Genomic DNA, 13,326 nt, shown 5'->3' with positions numbered 1-13,326 from the left:
TCAGTAAGGCTTAGCAACAAAGGCTTAAAATACGTAGTGGTAAGTTAAACCAAGGTGGTTACCACCAATGCTAGGTAGGCCTTTAACATCAGCCGATTTATTTACGTTCGTACCCCATACCTTACCAACGTTTACCGTGTCTGCATCGTATGAAATTTTAACAAAACGCGCTTCTAACCAGCCGTTGTGGTTTTCAAATTGATAGCCTAATGAAGCAACCACGCCAGCCGTATTATCGAACGAAATAGTGCTGTTGGTGTTGTTCATATCCATTTCTAACTCGGTATTTAAATGATAAGTAATACCAGCACCCACTTTAAACGAGTCATTTAGCTGGTAATATGGGATCACATCTATAGCCCAACGCGAAAAGGTGATGTCTGCATTGTTAGCGTTATCAGAGTCGAAATGGTAACCCAAGTTTGATTGCAATGACCATTTGTTATTGAATTCGTAGTTTAAACCAGCACCTAAGTTTATTGTGCCGCCTGCGCGAATATCTTGAGCAGAACGACCTTCATATTGAATCTCTACTAACTTATCACCACCGTGTGTCAAACCCGCATACACAGAGAATTGAATAGGGCTTAAGGCTTCTTGATTTGTAGGTGTTTCTAAAGCGATAGTGTGTGAGCTTGCAAGAGCTGCCATTGCAAAGACGAGTTTTTTAAATTCCATTGTTTACTTCTTCCAAATAGTGAAGGGGAAGTATTTTAATGGGAACATGACAAAAAGCAATAATATAGCCTCAGCTATGAGGCTAATGTGTAAACGAATGTAATTAGCGTGAAAGCTTTTTATATTTATGCTGTTCAGGCATATGTTTCACGATATGCTGGTTTTTGGTTATAGCTGAATAAATCAAATGTGAGCTTTTTAATAAACTACCACTATCTGGTTGTGCTGGTTTAGAATATAGCGCTTTAGTTATACCAATTTTATTAAAACATTGATCATTCTAGCGAGCTAAGTGGCGCATTAACTGCGTTAAAAATGAATCATGTAGAATAACTACATACTAAAATTTTTGCTTTGTTACTAAGCTATTTATCTGTCGCAATATTTGGCCATTTATTTAATGCAAATGGTATTACACAATTTAACGTTAGGGCTTGGGTGGAGTTTATATGTTTCGACCAGTGATCATTGCAGGTGGAGTCGGCACACGTCTTTGGCCGTTATCACGAGAAAAGTACCCAAAACAGTTTCTTGCTTTGGGTGACTCTGAAAACACGCTATTTCAAGATACTTTATTACGCCTGAATGGCCTAGAGCATGGTCGGCCTTTGATTATTTGTAATGAAGAGCATAGGTTTATTGCCGCTGAGCAACTAAGGCAAATAGAAGTGCATGATGCACAGATCCTTTTGGAGCCAATCGGCAGGAATACGGCACCTGCCATTACATTAGCGGCTCTCAAAGCAATTGAGCAAGGTGATGACCCAATATTATTTGTACTCCCTGCAGATCATATTATTGGTGATGAACGCGCGTTTTATGTAGCAATAGAGCAAGCTCAGATACTGGCTAAAAAGAATCACCTTGTTACTTTTGGTATCATTCCCACGCGTGCGGAGACGGGGTATGGCTATATTAAAAAAGGAAAGCCTCATGTGCCACATGCTTATAAAGTAGACAGTTTTGTTGAAAAGCCTACTTTAGAATTAGCACAGAAATATTTAGATAGTAGCCAATATTATTGGAATAGCGGCATGTTCATGTTTAAAGCATCACGTTATTTACATGAAATTAAGCACCACCAGCCAAAAATCTATTATGCATGTCAGCGTGCTTTGGAACAGCAAAAATTAGATTTAGACTTTATTCGAATTAACAACAAAGCATTTGCAGCGTGTCCGAGTAACTCAATTGATTACGCTGTTATGGAGCGAACAAAATATGGTGTTGTGCTGCCTCTAGATGCAAACTGGAGTGATGTTGGTGAGTTTTCGGCGTTGTGGAATATTTCTTCAAGGGATGTAAATGGGAACGTAGTCAAAGGTGACGTGAAAACGTTAGACACCCAGAATACTTTGATATTGAGTGAGCATAAATTGACTACAACGATAGGCGTGCAAGATTTGGTTATTATCAATACTAAAGATGCATTACTTGTTGCACATAAAGCACATACACAAAAAGTCAAAGAGATGGTTAATCAGTTGCAACTTGAAAATCGTTCTGAAGTAAGTGAGCACCGAGAGGTATATCGTCCGTGGGGGAAATATGATGCATTTGACCGTGGTGAACGGTTTCTGGTTAAGCGCATAACAGTTAAACCCGGGGCTCGGCTTTCTAAGCAAATGCATCATCACAGAGCAGAGCACTGGGTTGTGGTCGCAGGTACTGCGAAAGTGCTTATTGGTGATAAAGTATCGTACGTTACCGAGAATGAATCTGTGTACATTGCTATTGCTCAGGTACATGCTTTAGAAAATCCGGGGAAAGTTGATTTAGAGTTAATAGAGGTTCAATCTGGGTCGTATTTGGCAGAGGACGATATTTTGCGCTTTGATGATCAATATGGCCGTAGCTAGTATGTATAGTAATGATATTATTGCGCAAAGTGGTGTTCGTTTTGGCACCAGTGGCGCGAGAGGGTTAGTCAGCCAACTTACTCCACAAGTTTGTGGTGCATTCACATTGGCTTTTATGGCACAACAAACGTCAGCGATACGAGTCGCAATCGCTATTGATAATCGACCGAGTAGTGTGAAGATAGCACAAGCTTGTATTGCGGCTCTTAAACACCATGGTTATGAAGTTGAATATTATGGCGTAGTACCTACACCTGCTTTAGCTTACGCTGCTCAGTTACTTCAGCTTCCTGCAATTATGGTTACGGGGAGCCATATTCCGCATGACAGAAATGGGCTTAAGTTTTATCGATGTGACGGTGAAATAGATAAGACAGATGAACAAACGATAATCAATGCTCAAATATGCGTACCTCAGTTACAGTTAGAAGCATTACCTCAAGTCAGTTACTATGCTCAGCAGCAATATATTAAGCGCTATGTTACTTATTTCCCTAGTGATTTAATCACTGGTAAACGAATTGGTGTTTACCAACATACCAGTGCAGGCAGGGATATATATTCATCTTTGTTTGCAGCGCTTGGTGGAGAGGTCGTAAATTTAGGTTATAGCGAAGAGTTTGTTGCAGTTGATACCGAAGCTGTTGGCGAATTAGACAGACAACAAGCTAAAAAATGGACAAAGGAGTATCAGCTTGATGTGTTATTTTCGACCGATGGTGACGGTGATAGGCCATTACTTGCAGATGAGCGAGGTGAATACTTAGCTGGTGATATTTTGTGTTTGCTGGCTGCACAGTATTTAAATATTAATGCTTTAGCTATACCTGTGAATTGTAATACAGCGTTAGAGCTGTCAGGAGCTTTTGAGCAAATCGTACGAACAAAAATTGGTTCAGCGTACGTGATAAATGCGATAAAAACTTTACAAGATGACAATGCGCTCGTTGCTGGGTTTGAAGCCAATGGTGGCTTCTTACTGGCCAGTGATATCTATGATAATCATCGTGTAATGAAGAAACTCGAAACAAGAGATGCATTATTACCTGTGCTGTGTGTACTGGCGATGCTTGGTCAAAATAAGCTTAGTAACTTACTGTTAAAGTTACCTCAACGCTTTACCTACAGTGATCGAATTGAAAACGTAGATTTGCAAAAAAGTACTCAAATTGTTCAATTTGCTCGTAATTCACCTTATCTATTTCTCGATTACTCACAAATTCAATATCAGGGCCGCGTACATACGGATAACACTGATGGGGTTAGGATGTTGTTAGAAAGTGGCGATATTATTCATCTGAGACCCTCGGGTAATGCACCTGAGCTTAGATGTTATGTTGAATGTGATAATAAGTTGAATGCTCAGCGACTTGTGAAGCGGGTTCTATCAAGTATAAAGAATATGACTAGAGCATAAAATTGATGATTCTAGCGAGCTACATGACTCATTAACTGCGTTAAAAATGATTCGTGGAGAATAACGACATATCGAAATTTTTGCTTGATTACTAAGCCACTTATCTGTCGTTATATCTGTGCATTTATTTAATATAATAGGGGCTAATAATGAAATAGCCTGTGGTATTTTTAGTTGAGTTATATCAATTTAGGGGAGCCAAACAACACGTTTTTCTTGTTTTTAACTTATAAAAAAGGTTTAGGCCATGAGAATGTTTGAGCACCGTGATCAGTGCTCTTGCAATTGTTGCAGTCAAAGCGGGCTATTGTTTTTTTGTTCTAAACTGCTCAAGTTCGTAGTCAAATTCATCAGGACTGACGATTAAGCCATCTTGCTCTGGAATCGGAAACACCGCAATAGCAAGCTCATCATCGGTTAAACCATCAGTCCACTTGGCATGCCATTTTTTAAGGCTGATAGCTTGTGGCTCGCAGTCTTGCCAATCACCCGTTGCCCATAGCTGCGCAAACTCTTTATTGGGCCATACCGGAACACAGTCTTCACTCTCGCTATTGAGCATCACACAGCCATGTTGGTCGGTTAAAATCCACACTTGTTCGGTTTGCGTTACTTCTTTGATTAAATACTTATAACGTTGCACATTATCATTATTTAAAAGCGCGTTTATGCGATCAGGGTTAATTGGTGTATCCATAAATTTGTCCATATTGGTACTAATTTTATTAAAACATTGATCATTCTAGCGAGCTAAATGACGCATTAACTGTGTTAAAAATGGCTCATGTAGATTAACTACATACCGAAAATTTTGTCAGGTTACTAAGCCATTTGGCAGTTGCAATATCTGATCAATTATTTAATGCCATTGGTTTGATTTGCTGCAACATTAGAATAGCTCAGTTTAGCGTAAGTTTTTACGGTATAACACCGCTTCCATATCCCCTAACGGGTCTCGATGAGTATACTCTTTGATAGAAAGCATACCTAGTTTTTTCATAATACCAATGGAGGCGTGGTTATCAATCATCGCTGTGGCACTAAAAGCCTCAATAGTCGTGTTATTGCTCAGGGCATTGGCAATGTGTATTGCAGCTTCACTGGCGTAGCCTTTACCCCAAGTAAATTGTTTAAAGCGCCAACCAAGTTCTAAGTCTTTATCATTTCGCTCGTTATTAAAAAAGCCCATAGGGCGAACTAATATCCAGCCAATGAATTGCTTTGTTTCAGTAATATTTACTTGCCACAGCCCCCAGCCATGTACTTGGCTTGTGTATGAGTTTAAACGAGGAATAAATACATTGTTGATATCATGCATAGAGGTTGGTTTACCTCCATTGATGTATTTCATAACAGCAGGGTCTTGATCCAGCTCAAAGAGTAGTTGTGCATCTTTTTCGCTCATTAAGCGAAAGCTTAAGCGCTTTGAATTTGTGATATTCATCTTCTTTCCTTACTGCTTTTAAGCATGAATTTTATTACAATATGCGGCCAATCTAAATGAGAGCGTTCAGTGAACAATTCCGTATTAGCGTTGCGCCAGCAGCAAATAGCCGCTGCAAAGCGTGAATATAAGGCCCGAGGGTCAAAGTTAAGCCGCTGTGAGTCATGCTTGTTAGCACAAAGCCAATGTATTTGTGATGGTATTAACGTAGCGGGTGACTGTCAAAGCGCTGTATGTTTATTAATGTATCATAATGAAAGCTTTAAGCCATCCAATACAGGGAGGTTAATAGCCGATATTATTCCTGATAATCATGCCTTTAGATGGGATAGGACCATTCCTGATAAAGCTTTATTAACATTGCTAGCTAATTCCAAATATCAACCTGTCGTGGTTTTTCCTGCCGATAACGTAGTTCCACAGCGCGTGATTGAGCAAGTTATTAGAGTGACCGATAAAATCCCTTTATATATTTTCTTAGATGGTACATGGCGAGAAGCCAAAAAGATGTTTAGGAAAAGCCCATATCTGGACGAGTTCCCAGTGTTATCTATATCCCCCGAATCCTTATCAGATTATAAACTGCGAGTCGCACCGCATGCACATCAGTTGGGTACAGCCGAAGTCGCTTGCGTAGTATTAGAGCAAAATGGGGAGCCGCAGGCTGCACAACGGTTAACACAGCATTTTATCGATTTTCGAGATGCATATTTAAAAGGCAAGAGGCAAAAACGTTAATTATGGGTTGATATAAAAAGAAAGAAGCGCGACTCAATGAGCCGCGCTGACGGAATCTTTTATAGCATCCTGCTATGTTGAAATTATCAACTCTTAATACCTTCCTGTTCCTTGGTTTCGCTTGGTGTTCTGTTTATGCGAAATCTAGCTTCCTGCTAATGTCCTATTCCTCCATGTGCTCCGTGCGCTCCCTCCATTGAAAACAGCTTCCTGCTGTATGTCCTTTACCAAAGGTCCTTTTGAATCCATTTATGAGCTCAGTGGCTCTTGTCCTGCTAATGCTCATTCCTTAAACATTTATCCATAAAAGTGATTCATTCACTTTTTAGCCATTCCTAAGCTAATCCTTTTTAGCATCATTGCTTCGGATAAAACATCCTGTTTATGTATCCTACAATCAATACAGCATCCTTTGTATTTCCTTTTACTTTCCATTGCACCTACTTCCAAGTAGGTTGGGTATATACCCTTGAGTCAGCTTGCTAAAACCGATGTCTTCCTGAACTTGGGTTTAATTATAGAGTAACCCCGAGATGTGAGTAGGCACTCAAAAGCTTTATAATTTGCATTAAATTACATAAAAATTAAATAAATTTAAATATTACAGTGGGTTATGTTTTTATTGGTGTAATAAACAGCAGCCGCTTCCTTGATTACCTAGTCCATGGTGAGAGATATCTCACAATTTTATTCCACTCTGTCCTGTTATTGGGCAAAGATGCTGATGAATTGTCTTTGCTTTCGGGTGTACAATATTTTGATACAGGTTAGAATTGCCTGAAATAAGAATAAACTTAAAAATTGGAGTCTGATTATGAAGCGACTGTTCGCTGTTGTTTTTACTTCGTTAACGTGTACATCAGTTGTTGCTGATGAAGCAGTAAATATTTACTCATTTCGCCAGCCCTTTTTAATTCAACCCATTTTAGATAAATTTACCGCGCAAACAGGCATTAAAACCAATGTGGTTTTTTCTAAAAAAGGCTTAATAGAGCGTGTTAAGCGTGAAGGAAAGCACAGTCGTGCCGACCTAGTTCTAACATCTAACTTTAGTTCTTTAATTCAACTTGAAGAATTAGGGCTTACACAGCCAATTAACAGTAAGCAAGTAGCCAGTAATATTCCCGCTGAATTTCGAGACCCGCAAGGTGATTGGGTTGCTTTGACAAAACGCGTGCGTAATGTTTATTCATCAAAAACGCGTACGGGTGAACTTAAGTCTTTAACTTATGAGGCATTAGCTGATGCACAGTTTAAAGGCAAAATTTGTACGCGCTCTGGCAAACACCCTTATAACTTAGGACTAGTGGCGTCTATGATAGCTCACCATGGTGAAGCTTATACCAAAACATGGTTGCAAGGCGTAAAAGAGAACTTGGCGCGTAAGCCTCAAGGTAATGATAGAGCGCAAGTTAAATCAGTAAAAGAAGGATTATGTGACTTAGCGTTAGGCAATAGTTACTATTTTGGCAAAATGCTTACTGACGATAAACAAAAAGCATGGGCTGAGTCGGTACATATTAATTTTCCTAATCAAACTAACCGTGGTTCACATTTAAATGTCTCTGGTGTGGTTATGACCAAATACGCAAAAAATCCAGATAATGCTTTAAAACTCATTGAGTTTATGACCGGTGATGAAGCGCAAAATATGTATGCATCAGTGAATATGGAATACCCAGTTAAACCCGGTGTGAAGTTGTCACCATTGGTTGCGTCTTGGGGAAGCTTTAAAGAAGACAAACTGCCATTATCTGAAATTGCAAAATATCGCCCAGTAGCACTTAAACTGATTGATGAAGTGAAGTTCGATCTGTAATTTAAGGGGTTGATGTTTGTCTAGATGGCATATAGCTGCTTGGTCGATAGGTGTGTGCCTATCGACGCCGTTGGCTTTTTTAATTTTTGAGTCATTACAAGGTGACTCAGAGGTCTTTGCTCACTTGTGGAATACGGTATTGTGGGATTATGTCAGCAATACCGTATTACTCATTGCAGGGGTTCTAGTACTTAGTTGCATTATCGCGCTGCCTTTGGGGTGGCTTGCGGCTTATTGTAACTTTCCCGGGCGACGCTTTTTTGAATGGGCTTTGATGTTACCTTTGGCGATGCCCACCTATATTATTGCGTATATTTATACTGACTTACTTGATTATGCAGGTCCAATTCAAATTAAGTTAAGAGATTGGTTTGGTTGGCAATCCCCTAATGATTATTGGTTTTTCGATATTCGTACCTTATCAGGTGCTGCGGTGATGATAGCGTTGGTACTTTATCCTTACCTTTATTTAATATTTAAAACAGCTTTACGTGAGCAGTCATTTAAATTAATTCAGGCTAGCCAATTAATGGGCTTAAGCCCTATGCAAAGCTTTTTTAAAGTGAGTTTACCTATGGCACGAGGTGCCGTTGTGGCAGCTTTAGCCTTGATCAGCATGGAGACTATGGCAGATTTTGCAACGGTACATTACTTTGCTGTGAGTACATTAACAACGGCGGTTTATGATACCTGGTTAGGATATTACTCTTTAACAGCAGCTGCGAAAATCTCCGGCATTATGCTGCTGTTTTTGTTTGTGTCATTGGCTTTAGAGCGACTAAGTCGAAAAAATAGCGTGGTGCATGAGCGCCAAGCTAGTCAAAATGACGAAACACTATATCAGCTGACGGGTAAGCGTGCGTTTTTAGCCACAAGTTATTGTGTGCTGGTTTTATTTTTTGCTTTTGTGTTACCGGTCGCTGTGTTGTTAGGCTATGCATTTGATTACTATGAGCAAGCTTGGAATAGTGAGTTTTTCCTCTATGCTTGGCAAAGTTTAAAAATCGCGATTTGGGTGAGTGTAGCAGCGGTATTATTAAGTTTACTCGTGGTTTTTCATCAACGAATTGGTACTCATACGAGTAAGTATTTACCTGGAAAGTTTGCAAGTACTGGCTATGCATTGCCCGGAACAGTTCTGGCTATCGCTGTTTTGCTACCATTAACTTTGCTTGATAATAAGCTTAATGAGTGGTTTTCTGAAACTAGCTTTGAACCCGGATTACTCCTAAGTGGTAGTATTTTTGCTATGATTTTTGCCTACGTAGTGCGTTTTTATGCGATAGCCCATGGAGCGGTAGAAGCCAGTTACGTGCGCATAAGCCCATCACTTGATATGGCAAGTCAAAGCATGGGAAAAAACCGCATGCAAACACTGAGTTTAGTGCACTTTCCTATGTTGCGAAGAGGTATTTTAACCGCAGCTCTACTGGTGTTTATTGAGTGTATGAAGGAGTTACCTGCGGCACTGTTGCTAAGGCCCTTTAATTACGAAACATTAGCAACGCATGTATTTCAGTATGTGAGCGATGAACAACTGGAGTTAGCGTCAATTTCAGCATTGCTGATTGTTATTGTGGGCTTGGTGCCACTTTATATTGTTAACCGTTCAATGGAACAGCATAGTCAATGAGTAGTCTCATTTTAGAAAAAGTATCGTATCAGTATCAGCAGCAAGCGGTGATCTCTGATCTAGATTTAACGGTTGCCCATAACGAAATAGTTTGCCTTTTAGGTGCCAGTGGTTGTGGAAAAACAACCACGCTTAAAGCTATAGCAGGGTTGATCAAACCACAAAGTGGTAGAATTGCTATCCATGGGCAGTGCGTGAGCAACAAGCAGTTTTTTGTTGCCCCGCAACATCGAAATATAGGTATGATGTTTCAAGATTATGCCTTGTTTCCACATCTAAACGTGTTTCAAAATATTGCATTTGGGTTATCTAAATTAAATAACAGCGAACGCAATACTCGTGTCGTTCAAATGATTGAATTAGTGAGGCTGGAAGGACTAGAAAAACGCTTCCCACATGAGTTATCTGGTGGGCAACAGCAACGGGTAGCGATTGCAAGAGCATTGGCCTACAAACCCAATTTATTATTGCTGGATGAGCCGTTTTCAAATATTGATACACAAGTAAGATTTCAGCTGATAAATGATATACGGAGCATTATTAAAGATCAGCAGGTGTCAGCTATTTTTGTCAGCCATTCAAAAGATGAAGCTTTTGCATTTGCTGATAAGCTCGCCATTATGCATGAGGGAAAAATTGCCCAGTTAGATAGTGCAAAAACTTTATTTCAAAAACCAAAAACAAAAGCAGTTGCTGAGTTTTTAGGGCAGGGTATCTATCTAGATGCGCAGCGTTATAATGGTCAAAGTGTTACAACTCAATTTGGTGACGTGAGTTCGTTAATTACTTTATCGCAGTCACAAACAAGCGGGCAAATTTATGTTCGCCCACAGCATTTAGAACTGATTAATGACCCTCAAGGAGACGTTGAAATAGTGCAACAAAGGTTCATTGGCACAGATTACGTCTATCATATAAAAGTGGCGGATCAACAGCTTGAAGTTCCTGCACCTGCTGAACAATTATTGGATACAACTAAACCTGTCTCTTTAAAAATTAAGGCACATGCGGTAAATTTCTTTTCTTAATACTAGATGAACAAAAAGGATAAGGCATGGCGCAAGCACAATCAGGGGTCTGTGCTGAAGCAAACCTACATGGGCTACATTTATTTTTTAATGTATTAGAAGGCCAAGATGAAGCTGTCCGTGCTGCGCTAGCAAACTGTGAGCGCTTACAAAATGAACTCAGTGATCGCTTTTCTGAATCTATGGTGTCTAGTTTTGTGGCCATTGGTGCTCAGTATTGGCCACATATTTATCCAGAGTTTATTCCCGAACAGCTTAAAAGCTTTCCAAATGTAACAAGCTCTGAACATGTTATTCACTCACAGCCGTTTGATTTGTTATTTGTCATTCGCTCGGATAGAGAGGATGTAAATTACTTATTTGCGCAAAGTGTATTGCATCTGTTGGCACCAAGCGTTGAATTAGTGGCACATGTGCGTGGTTTTCGTTTTTTAGATGGGCGGGATTTTAATGGTTTTATATATGGAGCAAATACCCCACATGGTCGTTTTAAGCGCCAAGTTGCTTTTGTGAATAACCCTCAAAAAATGGACGATCAAGGTAGTTACCTTCATGTAATGAGAGTAAAGTTTGATATTGATGCTTGGCAGCGTTTGCCTTTGGTAGAGCAGGAGCAAATTATGGGGCGCACACGATTAGATAATACCTTGATAGAGCCAGCACAGCCCGATAACCACGCAATACTAACAGAACTAAAAGATACGCATGGTCTGGCTTTATTACTGGATCAAAGCATGCCTTTTGGGGATGTATTTGAGCAAGGGAGTTTATGGTTAAGTTGTTCTGCAAATGGTTCTGCTTTTGAGCAAGTGCTTACTTCAAGGCTTGGCGATCCGCAGTGTTATGATCCTTTGCTAGATTATAGCCAAGCCGATATGGGAGCTGCGTTTTTTGCTCCTTCGGTACAGTTTTTAAGTGATATGGCAAAACTATGTGAGCAGTAAGAGTGAGTAAGAGTTAGTACTTACTCGCCTCATTACATTTAAACGTTATCAAATAATGTTTTTACGCGCTCGAGTGTTTCGTCAATCTCTGATATTTTAGCCGGAGCAATAAAAATTGTATCGTCACCCGCAATTGTTCCTAATACTCCATCAGCTGTACCTAAGGAATCTAGCAAGCGAGCAATTAATTGTGCAGCGCCAGGGCTGGTGCGGATAATAATCATCATTTCGTTATGTATTATATCTATAACCAGTTGACGTAAAGGACTTTTTGCTGTAGGTACACCCATTTCAGCAGGTAAACAGTAAACCATTTCTTGTTTGGCATTACGGGTGCGAACTGCACCAAACTTACTGAGCATACGAGATACTTTACTTTGACTTACATTATCAAAGCCTTGCTCTTTTAAAGCATCAACTATTTCGCCTTGAGAGCCAAAGTTCTCCTCTTTTAAAAGGGCTTTAAAGGCTTTGATCAAAGCTTCTTGTTTTTCTTGTGGCTGCATAAAGTTTCATTTCTTTTAAAGCGGTTGTAGGATTTTACACAAAACTTGTTCGTTACCCAAATTTTCACACTCATGCAGGGGCTTTATCTTAAAAGCAAAGTGAAATAGGTCTCTGTAAAGCGCGAAGTGTGTGTTGCTTTACAACTATAGTCGAAAAAATCATGAAAATAACTCGGATTAATTTGTTTTTAGTGTCGCTTTTCATTATCTTTACAGCACATTAAATTCCACCTTCAAATTATGGAGAATTCACATGAAAGTTGCTGTATTAGGTGCCGCTGGCGGTATCGGTCAAGCTTTATCACTTTTACTTAAAAATGGCTTGCCTGCAGGCTCTGAGCTAGCACTATACGATGTTGCACCAGTTGTTCCGGGTGTAGCTGTTGATCTTTCTCACATTCCAACTGCAGTGAAAGTTGCAGGCTTTGGTGCTGATGACTTAGATGCGGCATTGGTAGATGCTGATATCGTACTTATCCCTGCAGGTATGCCACGTAAGCCTGGTATGGACCGTGCTGACTTATTTAACGTAAATGCAGGTATCATCAAGACATTGGCTGAAGGTATTGTTAGAAGCTGTCCTAAAGCGCTAGTTGGTGTTATCACAAACCCAGTAAATGGCACAGTACCAATTGTAGCTGAAGTGTTTAAAAAAGCGGGCACTTACGATGCATCACGCGTATTTGGTGTAACCACACTTGACGTGATCCGTTCTGAAGCTTTTGTAGCTGAGCTAAAAGGTGTTGACGTATCTGAAGTTAAAGTGCCTGTTATAGGTGGCCACTCTGGTACTACAATTTTACCTCTACTTTCTCAAGTTGAAGGCGTTACGTTCACTGATGAAGAAGTCGCGGCGCTTACACCACGTATTCAAAATGCAGGTACTGAAGTTGTAAATGCAAAAGCGGGTGGCGGTTCAGCTACGCTTTCAATGGGTGCTGCAGCAGCACGTTTCTGCTTCTCATTGGTAAGAGGCCTACAAGGCGACAGCAATGTTGTTGATTATGCTTATGTTGCTGTTGACAATGGCGACGCACCTTATTTCGCTCACCCAGTTCGTCTTGGCAAGAATGGTGTTGAAGAAATTTTATCTTACGGTGAGTTAAGCGCATTCGAACAAAAAGCCAAAGAAGATATGCTTGCAACATTAAATAAAGACATCCAAGAGGGTGTGGACTTTATGGCTAAGTAAGCTAAATGAAGTTGTAAAAAACCCGCTGTAAGCGTAATGCCAGTCAGTTAAGAATTGACTGGCATTTT

12 protein-coding genes are annotated in these 13,326 nt (G+C 40.0%); 8 read left to right on the top strand and 4 right to left on the bottom strand.

From position 1 onward, the window contains the following. Positions 1–24: 24 nt before the first annotated feature. Complete coding sequence (locus tag SANK73390_RS11350) at positions 25–678, bottom strand: outer membrane beta-barrel protein (RefSeq protein ID WP_462766131.1); 654 nt, start codon at positions 676–678, stop codon at positions 25–27. A gap of 449 nt (positions 679–1,127) precedes the next feature. On the opposite strand from SANK73390_RS11350, the gene SANK73390_RS11345 reads away from it, so the two are divergent. Together SANK73390_RS11345 and SANK73390_RS11340 are read left to right on the top strand one after the other, a co-directional pair. Further along, positions 1,128–2,537: a mannose-1-phosphate guanylyltransferase/mannose-6-phosphate isomerase gene (locus SANK73390_RS11345; protein ID WP_462766130.1), complete on the top strand. Its 1,410-nt coding sequence runs from the start codon at positions 1,128–1,130 to the stop codon at positions 2,535–2,537. Further along, complete coding sequence (locus tag SANK73390_RS11340) at positions 2,524–3,954, top strand: phosphomannomutase (protein WP_462766129.1); 1,431 nt, start codon at positions 2,524–2,526, stop codon at positions 3,952–3,954. The genes SANK73390_RS11345 and SANK73390_RS11340 overlap by 14 nt, the downstream gene beginning before the upstream one ends. A 304-nt stretch (positions 3,955–4,258) precedes the next feature. Here SANK73390_RS11340 and SANK73390_RS11335 read toward each other — a convergent pair whose 3' ends face one another. Together SANK73390_RS11335 and SANK73390_RS11330 are read right to left on the bottom strand one after the other, a co-directional pair. Next, positions 4,259–4,651 (bottom strand): DUF2750 domain-containing protein, encoded by a 393-nt coding sequence (locus SANK73390_RS11335; RefSeq protein ID WP_261592616.1) that lies wholly within the window; start codon positions 4,649–4,651, stop codon positions 4,259–4,261. Positions 4,652–4,858: 207 nt separating this feature from the next. Continuing rightward, positions 4,859–5,398, bottom strand: a complete 540-nt coding sequence (locus SANK73390_RS11330) for a GNAT family N-acetyltransferase (protein WP_462766128.1) — start codon at positions 5,396–5,398, stop codon at positions 4,859–4,861. A 69-nt stretch (positions 5,399–5,467) separates the two neighbouring features. Between SANK73390_RS11330 and SANK73390_RS11325 the strand changes: the two genes are divergently transcribed. The 5 genes from SANK73390_RS11325 to SANK73390_RS11305 all read left to right on the top strand — a co-directional run bounded on the left by SANK73390_RS11325 (position 5,468) and on the right by SANK73390_RS11305 (position 11,560). Then, the gene (locus tag SANK73390_RS11325) at positions 5,468–6,136 is read left to right on the top strand and encodes a tRNA-uridine aminocarboxypropyltransferase (protein ID WP_462766127.1); all 669 of its coding nucleotides are present in this window, start codon (positions 5,468–5,470) and stop codon (positions 6,134–6,136) included. Between the two features lie 814 nt (positions 6,137–6,950). Continuing rightward, on the top strand, positions 6,951–7,955 hold the full coding sequence (locus tag SANK73390_RS11320; protein WP_462766126.1) for a Fe(3+) ABC transporter substrate-binding protein: 1,005 nt from the start codon (positions 6,951–6,953) through the stop codon (positions 7,953–7,955). Between the two features lie 16 nt (positions 7,956–7,971). Further along, positions 7,972–9,588 carry an ABC transporter permease gene (locus tag SANK73390_RS11315; RefSeq protein ID WP_462766125.1) on the top strand — a complete coding sequence of 539 codons (1,617 nt, stop codon included), beginning with the start codon at positions 7,972–7,974 and terminating at the stop codon, positions 9,586–9,588. Continuing rightward, entirely contained in the window at positions 9,585–10,616 is a 1,032-nt protein-coding gene (locus SANK73390_RS11310; RefSeq protein WP_462766124.1) for an ABC transporter ATP-binding protein, read from the top strand. The genes SANK73390_RS11315 and SANK73390_RS11310 overlap by 4 nt, the downstream gene beginning before the upstream one ends. A gap of 26 nt (positions 10,617–10,642) precedes the next feature. Then, positions 10,643–11,560 (top strand): Dyp-type peroxidase, encoded by a 918-nt coding sequence (locus tag SANK73390_RS11305; protein WP_462766123.1) that lies wholly within the window; start codon positions 10,643–10,645, stop codon positions 11,558–11,560. Between the two features lie 38 nt (positions 11,561–11,598). Here SANK73390_RS11305 and argR read toward each other — a convergent pair whose 3' ends face one another. After that, a complete protein-coding gene (gene argR / locus SANK73390_RS11300) occupies positions 11,599–12,066 on the bottom strand; it encodes a transcriptional regulator ArgR (RefSeq protein ID WP_261592609.1) in 468 nt (155 codons plus the stop codon). Between the two features lie 253 nt (positions 12,067–12,319). On the opposite strand from argR, the gene mdh reads away from it, so the two are divergent. Beyond that, positions 12,320–13,258, top strand: a complete 939-nt coding sequence (gene mdh / locus SANK73390_RS11295) for a malate dehydrogenase (RefSeq protein WP_462766122.1) — start codon at positions 12,320–12,322, stop codon at positions 13,256–13,258. Positions 13,259–13,326 lie beyond the last annotated feature (68 nt).

It is taken from the genome of Pseudoalteromonas sp. SANK 73390, from assembly GCF_054966645.1.
This window is presented reverse-complemented; position numbering and strand designations above follow the sequence as displayed.

Bases quoted from the DNA above. Each gene is read 5' to 3' on its own strand.
- SANK73390_RS11350 (WP_462766131.1), bottom strand. From the start codon at position 678: ATGGAATTTAAAAAACTCGTCTTTGCAATGGCAGCTCTTGCAAGCTCA.
- SANK73390_RS11345 (WP_462766130.1), top strand. From the start codon at position 1,128: ATGTTTCGACCAGTGATCATTGCAGGTGGAGTCGGCACACGTCTTTGG.
- SANK73390_RS11340 (WP_462766129.1), top strand. From the start codon at position 2,524: ATGGCCGTAGCTAGTATGTATAGTAATGATATTATTGCGCAAAGTGGT.
- SANK73390_RS11335 (WP_261592616.1), bottom strand. From the start codon at position 4,651: ATGGATACACCAATTAACCCTGATCGCATAAACGCGCTTTTAAATAAT.
- SANK73390_RS11330 (WP_462766128.1), bottom strand. From the start codon at position 5,398: ATGAATATCACAAATTCAAAGCGCTTAAGCTTTCGCTTAATGAGCGAA.
- SANK73390_RS11320 (WP_462766126.1), top strand. From the start codon at position 6,951: ATGAAGCGACTGTTCGCTGTTGTTTTTACTTCGTTAACGTGTACATCA.
- SANK73390_RS11310 (WP_462766124.1), top strand. From the start codon at position 9,585: ATGAGTAGTCTCATTTTAGAAAAAGTATCGTATCAGTATCAGCAGCAA.
- SANK73390_RS11305 (WP_462766123.1), top strand. From the start codon at position 10,643: ATGGCGCAAGCACAATCAGGGGTCTGTGCTGAAGCAAACCTACATGGG.
- argR (WP_261592609.1), bottom strand. From the start codon at position 12,066: ATGCAGCCACAAGAAAAACAAGAAGCTTTGATCAAAGCCTTTAAAGCC.
- mdh (WP_462766122.1), top strand. From the start codon at position 12,320: ATGAAAGTTGCTGTATTAGGTGCCGCTGGCGGTATCGGTCAAGCTTTA.